The sequence below is a fragment of the Rhizobium sophoriradicis genome, assembly GCF_003939025.1.
GTDB lineage: Bacteria > Pseudomonadota > Alphaproteobacteria > Rhizobiales > Rhizobiaceae > Rhizobium > Rhizobium sophoriradicis.
Genome location: NZ_RQIH01000020.1, coordinates 49,696 through 64,978, shown reverse-complemented (window position 1 = coordinate 64,978; position 15,283 = coordinate 49,696). Strand labels below are relative to the sequence as shown.

Sequence of the window (15,283 nt, the reverse complement as noted above, 5' to 3'; positions counted from 1 at the left end):
AGGGCACCGTCAGAAAATCGGTTCCTCCGCTCGCCGGCTCCGCCGGTCGCTGACGCGATCCTTGACCCGGCCCGATCCTCACGACCCCGGGCGTCATCTTTCACATTTCAGGAGATGACGACGATGACGATTGCACTCGAAATTCAGGTTGAGGAACTGCGGGCCGAGCTCAGAAACGCCGATCCGGCTGAGCGCCGCCAGATCGAAGCGGAGCTGGAGATCGCTCGGGCCGAACTGAGGGTAGCGATCGCCGAGCAGGAGGGCGCCATCGACGCCGCGCCACCCTTCTGAGGGCGGCGTTTGCCTCCTCGCCTGGGCCGGCGCGCCGGATCGACCGGCGCGTCGACCCGAAGCTGCGCTTCACGCCGATAATCACCGGCAAGGACCAGGAAGACTTCCGCGGACAGCGCGGACCATGGGTTCCCGTCCGGCATTTGTGTTCGGCCTATAGCCGCGCGCCCGTTTTGATCGGAGAAGTTCGAGGAACATACGGACTGCATCCTCCTCTCTGTCGAAGTGATGCACCATGGCTTGTCCGATCGTTCCGATGCGTCCCCATCGCCGCGTCAGGCAAGGTGTGCCGAACAACGTCGGTTCGATTGCGAGCGCGTAGAAGCGCGCCATGTTTTTCGTCGCGTCCGTGCGTTCGATGTAGAGCTGATAGGGTTGAGTGAGCATGACGGAGAGTCGCCTCTTCCAGCTTTTGCGTCTAACGACACTTATGAATCGATCGGCCCACACCGATTCATTTTTGTGATGATCGTCGAAGCCGAAGATCATGGATTTGGGCGAGCCGGCCAATCGCCGGCCGGGTGCTATTCGCTCCGCTCACGGAGCCCGAACACCGTCTGCGCCTCCGGTCACGCCCCCTCTCGCGGAATGACGTGAGCGAATTGCCCAGCCGCGGGGCGGGGTTCTATCCTCGACACCTGCTGCCGGCTCACGCCGGAAACGGTCGCGTCCCCTTCGGGTCCGCGGGTCTCTTCTCTCTCTGACGTCCAATTTTACTCCAGCAAATCCGGCGTCAAGGACGGCGCGTCTCCCCCAATTTTTCCGCTGCTGCGTTTCACTGCGCTCTGGAAAAATCGGTTCCCCCGCTTGCGAGCCGCGTTCCGCGGTCCTTGACCCCTCTTTGCAACAGAGTGGCCGATCTCCGTCATCAAGATGAAGGAGATCACATTGTGACAACCGATCAGAACCTCATGCTCTACACCAAGCTTGCCGGCTTCCGGCTCGGGGTCCTGGCAAACCGCTTCGGCTGCGACAGCGATTTTTCGCGAGAGCTTCACGATCGCCTGGTTGAGGGGCTCGACGCGGCAATCGATCGGATCCGCGTCATCATGGAATTGGAACGAAGTGTTCTCATCGGGGAGGATGAATTCGCCGAATATCAGCTGGAGGGCGAGATCGAGATTTTCGGGCGCTTCACTATCAATCTGCTGGACGAACTCGAATTGATTACGACACGCGTGAATTCCGCGTCAACGGCGGCGATTGGATGAGCGCTTGGGCTGCCGACGACACTGGCGTCGATATCAACTATCCTGAGCTCGTTGCGCTGATTGCGGACGAACTCGGCTCGCTGGCGCCGATCATCAAGGATATCACGTTGGCAACTCGCATCCCGGTCTATGCGGGGCGCGCCGTTTGGTCATGGTGGTAGCAGCACCATCTCACATACTGAGAGGCGACAGACGAGGTTGCCTCTCAGTTGCCGATGGCCCTCAAGTGGGCCGAGGAAGGACGGCTGCGAAGTTTCACAACAATCGCAGTAATGTTGTAAATGCTGTAAATCCCAGCGATAGCAACAAGGAAGCCCATATGCCGAAGCCAAGCGGGACGTATTCAACCAGTGACCTCCCACGTAAATCCAGCGACATCATCGCCGAGGCGCTGCGTCATCCGGTGACGATCACCCAGCGGAACAAACCCCGGCTGGTTCTCCTCAATATCGAAGATTATCAGCAACTGATCAGGCAGGCAGACCGACGCACCGTCGGCACTATCGAAACGATGCCCGACGAGCTTTTTGCCGAACTCGAAAACGCCGTCGACGCCTATGCCGGCGAGGACGAGGTGGGCCGCTCATAAAACCACGATCATAGCACGGGTTTGACGAAACGATTGACCTTAGCTGCCTCATCCATCTCCTTTCGCCGGAAGTAGATCGCCCGACCGCAGCGGATCGGACTATGCCCCTGGACGATGATGATCTGCTCGTCCTTCCTCATCGACTGGGTGATCTCGTGCGGCATGATCAGCGGCCGGCGCTGGAAGTTGACGTTCTCGGATCTCCTGGATGCATTGTTCTTCGTGTCCCAGCCGATGTTGCGGGAACTGCCCTTCACCTCCACCGTCATCTCGCCACATTGCGCAGAGACGTTGCGCGCCGTGTCAAGCGCTTTGATCGCTGCGTAAGAGGCGAAAGCGCAGCCATCGATCCATGACGTCGCGCCATCCTTCCCGAAATGCCGCTCCAACTGCCCGACCGATTGGTACATCAACATCATCGAGATGCCGTACTTGCGGCCGCGGTCGCGCGCCTCCTCGAGCACGCGCATGTAGCCAAGAAGATCGACCTCATCGAGCATGAACAGCGCCCGGCGCTGGAAGGCGCCGTCGGCCTGCACCATGGCGTTGATGAGCGAGCCGATGATCACACGAGCGATGCCCGGATAGGAGCGCAGGATCGATGCGGAGATGTTGAGGAAGACGTCCTTCTTGCCCGAAACGATATCACTCGATTTGAAGGCATTGCCGCAGACGAGCGCGGCATAGCTGTCGAGCGACAGCCACTGGGTATCCTTCGATGCTGTGGAATAGACGCCCGAAAACGTCTGCTCGGTCATGTTGGTGAAGACGCCGAGCGTTTCGCGGATGAAGGCCGAACCGGAATGCTCCTGAATGTCGCGCAGCATAGCGAGCACCGAGGGCTCCGGTTCGGAAACGATCTGGCGGAGACTGCGCAAGCTTCGCCGGCCCTCATATTCGGGCGAGAGCATCACATGGGCGAGCAGACCGGTCAGGAGGTTGTGCGCCTGGTTCTGGAAGTAGGATCCCGTCGAGCTTTCGAAGCGAAGGCTTTCCGACAGCAGCATATGCGCAATGCCGACGATGTCCTCTTCCTTTTGCTTGGATGCTTCGATCCCGTCGAGCACGTTGAAGCCCATGATCGGGTTCGTCGGATCGAGCACCATGACCTCGCGCTTGAGGGCGCCGGCTCGGTGTTCGGCCACCATTGGTGCGACCTCGGTGGAGGGATCGAGGCAGATCAACGGCCCGCTATAGCGCAGCGCCGTCGGGACGACGTTGCTGGTGGTCTTGTATCCGCCCGATCCTGCGAAAAACAGCATGTGGGTGGAATCGAAGTCCTGTTTGTAGGTCAGCAACGAGGCCTTGCCGCCTTGCCCCCAAGTCGCCGGATCGTTCGGATCGAAGGGCAGCTCATGGACGATTTCCTGGTCGACCCGGTAGCGCTCGCCGACGACGATCTCGCCATCGGGTGGAAAGAGCTTTGCAGCCGCGGACATCGAAAGCCAACCCGCGTCCCCGAAGATACCGCGCCTGGCGCGCGTCACCGGTTCGGACACGACGGTCGAGATGCGCGCGGCGACCGCCACGGCCATGAAGCCCATCAGCGCGCCGATGACGGCCACGAGATCCAGATAGGAAAGTGCCCGGCTCCATGAGACCGCGCCGCTCTCCACGGATGGGGCGAGCCGGCCATATTCGCGCAGTGCGTAGAAACCGGCCACAGCCAGAAAGCTGACGAGGCTCACTATGGCCACCGGCCTTCGCCGGTGCAGTGGCAGAGCCAATACCGTCAACAGCCCCGCGAGCGGCCCGAACAGAAGCGCCGGCAGGGGTGCGAAGCGCAGGAACCAATATTCCGTCTTGCCTGACATGACAGCGGCGAGTTCCTGCCACCGCCAGCCGACGACATAGGCACCAAAAGCAGTGCCGGCGATCGGCGCCAGAACGAGTAACAGGCTCGGGCGCGGTTTCCTTAGCGGGGTCATTCGGCCGCCTCCGCGATGCGTAGCGAACCGCCGTCGAGCTTGGAGATCTTGAACGCCTCCTCGCCGATATCGCGCAAGCGCCGATGCTCCGATGAACCCGGGGCGATCCTTGCCAATTCGAGAAAGCCGCCTAGTAGGAACGCCCGGTCGGCCTTTGAAATTCCCGCCTTGACGACGAGGCCGCCGAGCAAAAACTTTTCGCGCGCCTTGTGCCTACGATCAGCCGTCATGAGAAACCTCCGCCGGCGTTCCAGCGACGCCAGCTGCTGGTCGACGCGGCGAAACAGATGCGCCATCAGTCCCCTTCTTCTCTCCTTTGCGAAATCGCGCCGCGATCTCCTCGACGAGGCGATCGACCTCCTCGTCGGTGATCTCCATTTCCGCCAGGCCCGACTTCGTCGCGGCCCGCGCAAAGCGCTCGGCGGACTTGGCGATCATCGCGCGCCTGCGCTCGCGCAGCTTTTCGATCTGGGTGTCTATGTCGGTGATCGATGATTTTGTGGCCATCGGTGATTCATCCTTCCTGAAAATAACCTCAGCGGACAGATTATACTAACTAGAATAAAATAGTTAAATGGGCTATTTTCCATCAAGTCGAAAACGTCGCAGCCGGAATTCCGGCCGATGGCCGTGTTCCGGAAAAGCGGCATCGGCCCTTCGGTCCGATCTGTTCGAGGGCGCAATATACGTCGCTGTCGCGACGTGCTTGGGCCAGTCTGGAGACACCGGTGGCGATCATGTTCGTCAGAGCGCAGGTGATCAGCAGGGGATCGGGACGCAGCATCGTCTCGGCTGCCGCCTATCGCCATCGCGCCCGGATGATGGACGAGCAGGCCGGCACGTCGTTCAGCTACAGGGGCGGGGCGTCGGAGCTCATGCATGAGGAACTGGCGCTGCCGGGGCAGATACCCACCTGGCTCAGGGAGGCGATTGCCGGGCAACTCGTCGCCAAGGCGAGCGAGGCGCTGTGGAATGCGGTCGACGCTTTCGAGACGCGGGCGGATGCACAGCTCGCCCGCGAACTGATCATCGCGCTGCCGGAGGAGCTGACGCGGGCCGAGAATATCACGCTGGTGCGCGAATTCATCCGCGACAATCTCATCTCGAAAGGAATGATCGCCGACTGGGTCTATCACGACAAGGAGGGCAACCCGCACATCCACCTGATGACGACGCTCCGGCCGCTGACGGAGGAGGGGTTCGGGGCAAAGAAGGTTCCAGTGCTTGGTGAGGACGGCAAGCCGCTGCGTGTCGTCACGCCGGACCGCCCGAACGGCAAGATCGTCTACAAAGTCTGGGCGGGCGACAAGGAAACGATGAAGGCGTGGAAGATCGCCTGGGCGGAAACGGCCAACCGGCACTTGGCCCTTGCTGGGCATGACATCCGCCTCGACGGTCGCTCCTATGCCGAACAGGGCCTCGACGGCATCGCGCAAAAACATCTCGGGCCGGAGAAGGCGGCGCTGGCGAGGAAGGGCAGGGAGCTCCACTTCGCGCCGGCTGATCTCGCCCGGCGCCAGGAGATGGCCGATCGGCTGCTTTCAGAGCCGGAGCTTTTGCTGAAGCAGCTCGGCAATGAACGCTCTACCTTCGACGAGCGCGACATCGCCAGGGCGCTGCATCGTTATGTCGACGATCCCACCGATTTTGCCAACATCCGCGCCAGGCTGATGGCGTCGGACCAGCTGGTCATACTGAAGCCGCAGGAGATCGAGGCAGAGACAGGAAAGGTGTCGGAGCCCGCGATGTTTACGACGCGGGAGATGCTGCGCATCGAATACGACATGGCGCAGTCGGCGCGGGTTTTGTCGGAGCGCCGCGGCTTCGGTGTTTCCGAGCGGATTGTGACGGTGGCGATTGAACGCGTGGAGAGCATCGAGAGCGGCGATCCTAAGAATCCGTTTCGGCTCGATGCAGAGCAGGTCGATGCTGTCCGTCATGTCACCGGTGACGGTGACATTGCCGCTATTGTAGGCCTTGCCGGCGCCGGCAAATCGACGCTGCTTGCTGCCGCACGTCTTGCCTGGGAGAGCGAGGGACACCGGGTGATCGGTGCAGCCCTTGCCGGCAAGGCCGCGGAAGGGCTGCAAGACAGTTCCGGCATCAAGTCGCGGACGCTTGCCTCCTGGGAACTGGCCTGGGCCAATGGGCGCGACACGCTCCATCGCGGTGATGTGCTGGTGATCGACGAGGCCGGCATGGTGGCCTCGCAGCAGATGGCCCGTGTGCTGAAGATTGCCGAGGAGGCTGAGGTAAAGGTCGTGCTGGTCGGCGACGCGATGCAGTTGCAGCCGATCCAGGCCGGTGCTGCCTTCCGGGCAATTACCGAACGCATCGGCTTTGCAGAGCTTGCCGGCGTGCGCCGCCAGCGTGAGGCCTGGGCACGTAATGCCTCGCGGCTGTTTGCCCGCGGCGAGGTCGAGAAAGGCCTCGACGCCTATGCCCGGCATGGCCATCTGGTCGAGGCAGGGTCACGCGAGGAAACGATCGATCGCATCGTCTCCGACTGGGCTGCTGCGCGCAGAGAGGCAATAGAGCGATCAACGTCTGAGGGCGGGGATGGCCGCCTTCGCGGTGATGAACTGCTGGTGCTGGCCCACACCAACGACGATGTTCGCAAGTTGAACGAGGCGCTGCGATCGGTGATGACGCAGGAGGGAGCGCTCAGTGAAAGCCGCAGCTTCCGGAGCGAGCGGGGCGTACGGGAATTTGCCGCCGGCGATCGGATCATCTTCCTGGAGAACGCCCGCTTCCTTGAGCCGCGCGCCAAGCACTCCGGGCCACAGTATGTGAAGAACGGCATGCTCGGCACCGTTGTTTCCACCGGCGACAAGCGTGGAGATCCGCTGCTTTCGGTTCTGCTCGACAACGGCCGCAAGCTCGTCTTCAGCGAAGACAGCTATCGCCATGTCGATCACGGCTATGCCGCAACGATCCACAAATCGCAGGGTGCTACCGTCGATCGCACCTTCGTGCTGGCAACCGGGATGATGGACCAGCATCTGACCTATGTGTCGATGACGAGGCATCGCGACCGCGTCGATCTTTATGCGGCCAAAGAAGATTTTGCGGCAAAACCTGAATGGGGACGCAAGCCGCGTGTCGATCATGCCGCGGGTGTGACCGGCGAGCTTGTCGAAACCGGCGAAGCCAAATTCCGGCCCGATGACGAGGATGCCGACGACAGCCCTTATGCCGACGTCAGGGCCGACGGCGGAACCGTCTATCGGCTTTGGGGCGTGAGCCTGCCGAAGGCACTCGAGGAGGCCGGCATCCAGGAAGGCGACACCGTGACGCTCAGAAAGGATGGTGTCGAGCGGGTCAAGGTCCAGATTACCGTTGTCGACGAGGAGACAGGTCACAAGCGTTACGAGGAGAGGGAGGTCGATCGCAACGTCTGGACGGCCAGTCAGGTCGAGACCGCTAGCGCACGACAGGAGCGCATCGAGCGGGAAAGTCATCGGCCGGAACTCTTCAATCCGCTCGTCGAACGCTTGTCGCGCTCCGGTGCCAAGACGACGACGCTCGATTTTGAGAGCGAGGCCAGTTACCGCGCACACGCGAACGACTTCGCCCGGCGCCGCGGGCTCGATCATCTCTCGCTTGCCGCAGCCGAGATGGAGGAAAGCCTTACCCGGCGCTGGGCGTGGATTGCCGAGAAGAGGGAGCAGGTGGAAAAGCTCTGGGAGAGGGCAAGCGTGGCGCTCGGCTTTGCCATCGAGCGGGAACGGCGGGTCGCCTACAATGAAGAGCGGAGCCAGACGATGGTCGAAGCGACATCCAGTGACGCGCGAACTGCATCCCACTACGTCTCGGGCGCGAGCGCTGATGAAACACCCTATCTGATCCCGCCGGCCACGTCCTTTGTCAGCAGCGTCGAGGAGGATGCGCGGTTGGCGCAGCTTGCGTCGCCGGCCTGGACAGAGCGGGAGGTGATCCTGCGGCCACTGCTGCAGAAGATCTACCGGGATCCGGATGCAGCGCTCATCTCCCTGAATGCACTGGCGTCGGATATCGGAGTCGCACCCCGCAGGCTCGCCGACGACCTTGCCGCAGCCCCTGGTCGGCTTGGCCGGCTGCGTGGCTCCGAGCTGATCGTCGACGGACGCGCGGCGCGTGAAGAGCGCAATGTCGCTGTTGCGGCCGTGAAGGAACTGCTTCCGATGGCCCGTGCCCATGCGACCGAGTTCCGCAGGAACGCCGAACGGTTCGAACTGCGCGAGCAGACGCGCCGCGCGCATATGTCATTGTCGATCCCGGCGCTCTCCGAACGCGCGATGGCACGTCTTCTCGAGATCGAGGCGGTGCGCAGCCAGGGCGGGGACGATGCTTATAAGACGGCCTTTGCGCTCGCCGCCAAAGATCGATCGGTGGTGCAGGAGATCAAGGCGGTGAGCGAAGCTTTGACGGCCCGCTTTGGCTGGAGCGCATTTAGCGCGAAGGCGGATGTGATCGCTGAACGCAATATTGTCGAGCGCATGCCGGAGGACCTCACGGATGAATGGCGCGGAAAGCTGACCCGCTTGTTCGAAGCCGTGCGACGCTTTGCCGACGAGCAGCATCTTGCCGAACGTCGGGATCGCTCAAAGATCGTTGCCGGCGCCAGTGTCGATCTGAGGACAGAGACGGAGAAGGGGGTGGGGAAGGAGAACGTTCCCATTCCCCCTATGCTCGCCGCCGTCACCGAGTTCAAGGTCCCCGTTGACGACGAGGCGCGATCTCGGGCTCTTGCGTCGCCTCTCTACCGTCAGCAGCGTGCGGCACTGGCGAACGCGGCAACGACAATCTGGCGCGATCCGGCTGAAGTCGTCGGCAAGATCGAGGAACTTCTCCAGAAAGGTTTTGCCGCCGAGCGCATTGGAGCCGCGGTGACCAACAATCCCGCCGCCTATGGCGCCTTGCGTGGTTCGGATCGCCTGATGGACCGGATGCTGGCCTCCGGCCGAGAGCGGAAAGAGGCTGTGGCGGCCGTGCCGGAAGCTGCAGCGCGCCTGCGCGCGCTCGGTGCGGCCCACCTCAATGCCCTCGATGCCGAACGCCAGGCTATCACGGACGAACGGCGGCGCATGGCGGTTGCCATTCCAGCTCTTTCGAAAGCTGCGGAAGAGGCGTTGGCGCACCTGACGGTCGAGGTGAGCAAGGACAGCAGGAAGCTGAGTGTTTCCGCCGCTTCCCTCGATCCGGGCATTGGCCGGGAGTTTGCCGCTGTCAGCCGAGCGCTCGACGAGCGCTTTGGTCGCAATGCCCTCGTCCGAGGCGATAAGGCTATCGCCAACGTAGTGCCACCGACGCAGCGCGGAGCTTTCGCGGCGATGCAGGAGCGGCTGAAGGTCCTGCAGCAGACTGTCCGCCTGCAGAGCAGCGAGCAGATCATAGTGGAGCGGCGCCAAAGGGCTGCTAGCCGCGCTCGCGGCATCAACCTCTGAGACTCGAAGAAAAGCGGGGTGACGAAATGGTTGGTCGATGGGAAAAGCACTACGACCTGATTGTCCCGAGATCGATTTTCCTTTGGGTGGCGGAGCGGTCGAAGCTACTGTTCGTCCCTTCCGCAGCGGTCGTTGTGGAGGCGATTGCAGGTCTCACCAGATCGCGTGCTGTCTGCGTGAAGCCACTCTATAGCCCCCTCGGACACGGACGTGGCCAGAAACAAGCCTGCTTCCAACAGCGCGCGGATGCCACAGAATGTGACGAGGTCTCGCGCTGAGACCGTGAAGAACAGGCTTTCACTGGTCGGCCTTATGATCGCGCCTCCACCTTCGAAAGCTAGAAGCCTGTCAGGTCCCACGGCGACGAGGGATTGGTAGAAGTCCTCGATTTGCGTGCAGATCTTGTCGGCAACGTGCTGCGTGCGCGGAATAGCGACACACGCTTCGGCGACATGAACGCCCGTTGGAACATCTTCCTCACCCGCGATTGATGGCCCTCGTGGCAGGACCAGATGCGCGTTGCCCGGCGGGCTCAGCTTAACGAAGTGACGGACTTCGCCAATCGATTTCTTCATGCTGTTCCTGCCCGTTTGAAGAAAAAAGGCTTTTCGAGATGGCAAAGCGCTGAGGGCTGCTCAACGTGATGGAGCGCTTTCTGCTGACGCGAACGTTGTTCCAGTTGAGGCTCGTGAAGACGTGACGCAGTTGCACTCACGCGACGGTGACGATGAGGAGTCGCTAAAGGGTCCAGGATCGCCCCGATAGCCGCCTTGCGTCGGATTCCGGGTAAAGGCGGTAAGGAAGGTCCGCATAGACATATTCTGCCGGAATCGCGGGTGGGGACAGCTTCGATAGGAACAGGTCGAGATTCTGCTGACTGTTGCTGGAGACAAGCGTGTAGAAATTGCCGCTGTTCCAGGTGACGAATGAGTGTCCAAAGAACCGGCGTAGTGTTTCGCTCATCTCCGAAAGGGTGACTTCGTTTCGATCCATTCGCGTTAGCACCGTCTCTTCCTTCGCGCTAATATCTGACGCGCTGAAGAAGCGAGCTTTGAAGCTATGGTCCTTCTGGCGTTCCCGCCGCCGATATTCCTCGTCGTCTTCATGCCTGAACTTCTCGACGAACATGAAGAGCCCGTTGGTCTTGAGATGCTGCGAGACGAAACGGATCTGATCGAAGCGATTTGGCGAATACATCTGGAAAGTCGTGTCCTCGAGGATGATATCGAAACCGCTGCCAAACTTTCGGAGCTCCACGTCTTCTTGGACCCTTTGCGATGTCAAATGATGAAATGGTCCGTGAAAAAACATGGCATGAGGAGGAACGCCATAGGCATAGAAGCTTCTAAGGTTTTCGACGTTGGGACTGCATGACAGCGTTTCTATCCTGCCCTTGCCAAGTTCGCCGATCACACGGGCCATCGTCCCCTCGGCTGTACCTAGCGTGTAGAGTTGCAGTTGACCCTTTCTGGCCCGCGCGTATTTGAGGATCGCGCTGCCTAAACGGCACTCTTCTTCGAGCCGGTAGGGTATGCTGCTCAAGTAGTGCTTATCAAACGGACCTTGGCGCAGCGGATGAAGGGCTGAAAAGCGCCTGAACGTCATGTCCACTGGGAACAAGCGGCGATCGAGCTCAGGCGGACGGATAGGCATTCCGGCCTCACCGGATGCGGTCGTCGAAAAAAACTCAGTAAGCTCGTTAAGACGAGGGGCGCGGTCGCACTCCTCAATGAAGTCGGCAAATTCACGCATGCGAAAGCCTGCCTTTCTCTCGCACCATCGCGTTTTTGGGATTCAGGAGGAAATCGCGCATCCCGAAAAGATTGTGCCGTCAGCGATGATGTCGGCAGAAGATGATCGCGAACATCATGTTTTCGCATCCACGATTTTGATTGGTTTTCATGAAATTGACATGAAATTCGACCTGAGGTTAAAGCCTGGCTTGTTGACAACTTGGGGTGAGGTAGGGTCGCTACCACGCCGGTTTTTCAAGGGAGCAGCTGTCGAGTGGGGATCATTCCATCAATTCACCCCGAGAGGATGAAGAAGTCACAAGGGGAGATCATCCTTCACCAGCAAGGCCATTGGAGCCATGCCCGCGCAGATGTCGTTCGCCGGCGCAGTCTCGGGCGACAGGTTATCGACGTTGTCGCGGATGACCACCTGATCTTCCTCAACATAAGGGGTACGGCGGCATCCGGCGAAAACTTTCTGGACGGACGAAGAGTCGAGTTCAGTCCGCGTCCAGACGGCTCGCTTGTTTACATTCCGCCCGGTTGCCATTGGAGCGGTTGGGATGAAGGGGATGCTGAGGGTTGTTATCTTATGATAACCGTGACGCAGGATTTTTTTTCAAACCTCACGACTAAGCTGCCGCGCGTCGGCACCTTGCGTCCGGAGCTTGGATTTAGAGATCTGCCGATCCAATGCTTGGCGCGGCAGATTGCCGGAGAACTTTCACACGACGATTCCATGGGGAGTGTGATCGTGGAAGGGCATCTCGCGGCTATCTTCGGACTTCTGCAGCGCCGCTCCGGCACATCTGGCAGATTGTCTCGAGGAGGATTGTCGCCTACCGTTCTCAAGCGCGTGATAGGGCGGATTGAAGCTCACATCGATCGACCTCCAAGCGTGCGCGCTCTGGCTGAAGAGGCGGGATTGACCTACGAGCATTTTTCCCGCGCTTTCAAGCAGTCGCAAGGCTCGACGCCCTATGGCTTCTATAACCAACGCCGTCTTGAACGCGTGACCGACCTTCTCCGCACGACTGCGATCAGCGTGACCGAGATCGCCATCGCCTGTGGCTACTCCAGCGGGAGCCACCTCTCGACCAGATTTCGCCGCGAAACCGGCTTTTCACCGGCTGAGTATCGGGCGCTCTGGAAGGGATAACCCGGTTCTGACCAAGAGAAAATATCAAATTCATGAAAGCCCTCGGCTGCCGAGACGACTAGCATGTCCTCACGAACCAATCCAGCAGGGAGCGTGGATGAAGTGGGTATATCGGTCGGCGGCCTGATTGGGCGGTATTCCGCCCGCCACATCTATCTCTTCGGCGTTGTGGCTTCCGCAGCTGGGCGCAATGCATATTTCGTGATGGTGGCTTGGATCGCGGTCGATGTCAGCGGTAGCGCGAGCGCTCTTGCTATCCTTTTGGCGCTCGGCAGTGCCGCCGAATTGTTGACAAGCAATGTCGGCGGCGCCCTTGTTGATCGATTCGACCGCCGTCTCGTTTGTATCGGCTGCGATTTGTCCAGGTTGCTGCTAATGGTGATGACCGGACTTGCTTTCTTGTTCTGCGACCCGCTCATTGTTCTTTACGCATCGTGGACGATCTTCGCGATTATCGACAGAACTTGTTCAACCGCGCTGCAAGCCATCATCCCGTCTCTCGTACCCCCAGAGAACCTTGGTTCGTTCAACTCGGTGTCTTATATCGCCATGCAGGCAGGTAATTTGATCGCCGCCATCGTGACTGGGTTCACCCTCGCCGCCATCCGGGTGGATCTGACGCCGATCCTGCCGAGCGCTTTTTTCAGTCTGTCGCTGTTGGGGTGGTTGGCTATGCTGGGCCAACAGCGGAACTCCTTCCCTCGACGCGGCTCGAAGAGCGAAAGCATCCGTTGCCTTGATCTCATGCCGACGACCTTCTCCTTTCACCCCCTGAAGACCCTCGCTGTCATGTACGCGCTGATCTATGCCATGGGCATGCTTGTTTCCGTACTCGGCTCCGCATACGTCATTCGTGAACTCGAGGGGTCAGCGCTGCAGTTCGGTTATCTCGAGGCGGCCTGGGCTCTAGGTTCGATTGCAGGCTGTGCGGCCTTGCTTTTTGGAAGCGTAGTTTCGCGACGGCAGAGAGTCCTTTTCCATTCGGCGCTCGAGGGCGTTGTTCTTTCCGGTTTTTTTGCTTTCCAAAGCCTTCCATCCGCACTTGTCCAAATGATGGTTCTGGGCTTGAGCTACAATATCGCGCGGGTTCTGATCGATGTACGGATTCAATCGACTGTTCCGGCCGGCATGCTGGGGCGGGTGCGAAGCCAAGTCCACACGATCTGTGTTGCGATCGGGCTTTTCGCGTATGGCATCATCAGCGCCATCGGGGATGCAATTCTACCTTCGGAGATTTTCGGACTCTTCGGGTCGTTGATGGTTGCCGTCGCGCTCTTCTTTCGTTTCAGAATGGATAGAGGAGAGCCGCTTGAACGCCGGCTCGTCTGAGGATGGAGACATTGATCGACAAGGAGCTGGTCTCAAAAGAAGAGGTTTTGGCCCTCATTTTTGAACTATTTCCGTGGATGCGTCAGTTTGGCGTGGGATCGTTGAACGACTACGCAAAGGCGGTATTTTCCGTTGAGTCCAATCAATCAGAATGCGCCGCGAGAAGGCACGCCATGTCGCTGTTGCGGTCGTGGGTCGGAACCGTCGCGCAATGTCGAGGTTTTTCGGCAGGCGCGGTATCGAGATTTCAAAGGGAAATCGAAGCCGCTCCGGTGCTTCAGAGCGGTCCCCACCTCCACCTGTTGATCGAGCCAGACGCATTCTACACCCATTTGTTCTCCCTGATGGGGCTCCGCGCCCGTGGCAGGAAATGTTATATCTCCTATGCCTGTTCGACGGTGAAGTTCGTAGAGCGGGGCCGCAAGGGTCCAGCCTGGCTGCAGATCAATGGCGATGCGGTCAATGTCTTCGGCTTGTCGCGCAGCAAGATGATCCCCTACAGTATACTCGGTAGAAATAGCAGCTATCGCTTCCACCTCCAGAATGTCGATAGGCCCGGTCCTGACTTGGAAGCAGTTTCGTGCTTGCGAGAACTTTTGCCTGCCGACGAATTCCAGTCCGCGGCAGAAGCAATCAAGGCAGCAAATCTTTGCCTCTGGAAGCGGTATTTTGACAGCCAAGTCGACTTTCTTCAGCTTGACGATAGCGACGTTGCCGATCTGGTCGCGGATCATCTTTCCGACGACAGATCCTGGCTGCGAACTTCACTGGTCGAGGACACAGCATTCGCCATGCGGCTCCTCGTCTGCATCGATCAACTCGCGGATACGGCTTGGCGAGGCTGGCTGAAAAATTCGACCCACTTCTTTTGGGGCTGCATAGAAGGGCGGCTCTTTCCACTTTGGCTGGATGGCGCCGTTCTCCGATCTAAAGGGGCGGAAGATATCCGCGTCAAATTTTCGCCGGCAAGTCTTGTTGAAGCCCTGAAGGCGGGCCGGATCGTGCCGAACCTTCTGCTGATGTTCATCGTGACATCGCTCCTGCCTGGTGTGCGCGTCTTGGGGGGAAGTCGACATGCAGTCTATTATCCTTTGATGCGCTGGGCGCTCTGCGAGGCTTTGAAGAACAACAATCGCGACCCGCAGCTTCTCAACACACTGTCAAAAGACGAACGCCCAGGGGTTTGGGGCCATCGGGTCATCTCCTCGCCATGCGAGCCGTTTTCGATGCTGAATCAGCTCGGCCAGGGCGGCATCTCGACGCTTCTCGATCGCTTTGGCGAGAAAAGCATTGTCGAAGCCTGCGGACCCTTTTCGAGTTTCACGCAGGATCCCTTGTGGGCAGAGCTAACGGCGGCCTACTCCTTTGGGAGGATAGGCAGGAATTGCCCGCAATGGGTATTTTGCTGATCGCATTGCGATAGCCCTTTCGATCATTCGCTGCCGAAGGACAACTAACGGGGTCTCGGGACGTACGCCTACGTGTAGGGCGAAGCTATTGAATCTTGTGAAGAATTCGGTTGAACGCCGCGCGGATTTCAACTATTCTTTTTGATGAGGCAGTACGCGCTGCCTTGGGGATTAGAACCCCCTACGAGCGGTTGGTGCCGGCCGATAC

The 15,283-nt window shown here is 59.8% G+C and carries 13 protein-coding genes and 1 pseudogene; 8 read left to right on the top strand and 6 right to left on the bottom strand.

Going from position 1 to position 15,283, the window contains the following annotated elements; all coding sequences use genetic code 11:
- Positions 1 to 123 precede the first annotated feature (123 nt).
- Positions 124 to 291, top strand: coding sequence for a hypothetical protein (locus EFR00_RS33190; RefSeq protein ID WP_004676096.1), 168 nt, complete (start codon positions 124 to 126; stop codon positions 289 to 291).
- Positions 292 to 372: 81 nt separating this feature from the next.
- Here EFR00_RS33190 and EFR00_RS27975 read toward each other — a convergent pair whose 3' ends face one another.
- Positions 373 to 678 (bottom strand): WGR domain-containing protein, encoded by a 306-nt coding sequence (locus EFR00_RS27975; protein WP_012489498.1) that lies wholly within the window; start codon positions 676 to 678, stop codon positions 373 to 375.
- 503 nt (positions 679 to 1,181) lie between these two features.
- On the opposite strand from EFR00_RS27975, the pseudogene EFR00_RS27965 reads away from it, so the two are divergent.
- Both EFR00_RS27965 and EFR00_RS27960 read left to right on the top strand, forming a co-directional pair.
- Positions 1,182 to 1,663: pseudogene (locus EFR00_RS27965) on the top strand (hypothetical protein).
- 158 nt (positions 1,664 to 1,821) lie between these two features.
- Positions 1,822 to 2,091 carry a type II toxin-antitoxin system prevent-host-death family antitoxin gene (locus tag EFR00_RS27960; protein ID WP_077991365.1) on the top strand — a complete coding sequence of 90 codons (270 nt, stop codon included), beginning with the start codon at positions 1,822 to 1,824 and terminating at the stop codon, positions 2,089 to 2,091.
- 8 nt (positions 2,092 to 2,099) lie between these two features.
- On the opposite strand, the gene traG is transcribed toward EFR00_RS27960, so the two are convergent.
- From traG to EFR00_RS27945, 3 genes are read right to left on the bottom strand one after another with little or no spacing between them, the layout of a single operon-like run.
- Positions 2,100 to 4,019 (bottom strand): Ti-type conjugative transfer system protein TraG, encoded by a 1,920-nt coding sequence (gene traG, locus EFR00_RS27955; protein WP_077991366.1) that lies wholly within the window; start codon positions 4,017 to 4,019, stop codon positions 2,100 to 2,102.
- Positions 4,016 to 4,249 carry a conjugal transfer protein TraD gene (locus EFR00_RS27950; RefSeq protein WP_077991367.1) on the bottom strand — a complete coding sequence of 78 codons (234 nt, stop codon included), beginning with the start codon at positions 4,247 to 4,249 and terminating at the stop codon, positions 4,016 to 4,018. Before EFR00_RS27950 ends, traG begins: the two co-directional genes overlap by 4 nt.
- Complete coding sequence (locus EFR00_RS27945) at positions 4,239 to 4,526, bottom strand: TraC family protein (protein ID WP_077991368.1); 288 nt, start codon at positions 4,524 to 4,526, stop codon at positions 4,239 to 4,241. The genes EFR00_RS27950 and EFR00_RS27945 overlap by 11 nt, the downstream gene beginning before the upstream one ends.
- 221 nt (positions 4,527 to 4,747) lie before the next feature.
- Between EFR00_RS27945 and traA the strand changes: the two genes are divergently transcribed.
- Positions 4,748 to 9,445, top strand: coding sequence for a Ti-type conjugative transfer relaxase TraA (gene traA / locus EFR00_RS27940; protein WP_077991369.1), 4,698 nt, complete (start codon positions 4,748 to 4,750; stop codon positions 9,443 to 9,445).
- A gap of 104 nt (positions 9,446 to 9,549) precedes the next feature.
- Here traA and rctB read toward each other — a convergent pair whose 3' ends face one another.
- Entirely contained in the window at positions 9,550 to 10,020 is a 471-nt protein-coding gene (gene rctB, locus EFR00_RS27935; protein ID WP_077991370.1) for an SMa0974 family conjugal transfer regulator, read from the bottom strand.
- 163 nt (positions 10,021 to 10,183) lie between these two features.
- Positions 10,184 to 11,197, bottom strand: a complete 1,014-nt coding sequence (locus EFR00_RS27930; protein WP_077991371.1) for a class I SAM-dependent methyltransferase — start codon at positions 11,195 to 11,197, stop codon at positions 10,184 to 10,186.
- Between EFR00_RS27930 and EFR00_RS27925 the strand changes: the two genes are divergently transcribed.
- The 4 genes from EFR00_RS27925 (at position 11,196) to EFR00_RS27910 (ending at position 15,075) form a co-directional block, all read left to right on the top strand.
- Positions 11,196 to 11,489 carry a hypothetical protein gene (locus tag EFR00_RS27925; RefSeq protein ID WP_054185335.1) on the top strand — a complete coding sequence of 98 codons (294 nt, stop codon included), beginning with the start codon at positions 11,196 to 11,198 and terminating at the stop codon, positions 11,487 to 11,489. The genes EFR00_RS27930 and EFR00_RS27925 overlap by 2 nt on opposite strands.
- Positions 11,486 to 12,337: a helix-turn-helix domain-containing protein gene (locus EFR00_RS27920; protein ID WP_245304433.1), complete on the top strand. Its 852-nt coding sequence runs from the start codon at positions 11,486 to 11,488 to the stop codon at positions 12,335 to 12,337. Before EFR00_RS27925 ends, EFR00_RS27920 begins: the two co-directional genes overlap by 4 nt.
- Before the next feature lie 63 nt (positions 12,338 to 12,400).
- Positions 12,401 to 13,666: an MFS transporter gene (locus EFR00_RS27915; protein ID WP_077991377.1), complete on the top strand. Its 1,266-nt coding sequence runs from the start codon at positions 12,401 to 12,403 to the stop codon at positions 13,664 to 13,666.
- Between the two features lie 2 nt (positions 13,667 to 13,668).
- Positions 13,669 to 15,075, top strand: a complete 1,407-nt coding sequence (locus tag EFR00_RS27910) for a hypothetical protein (RefSeq protein ID WP_077991379.1) — start codon at positions 13,669 to 13,671, stop codon at positions 15,073 to 15,075.
- The last annotated feature ends 208 nt before the right edge of the window (positions 15,076 to 15,283 follow it).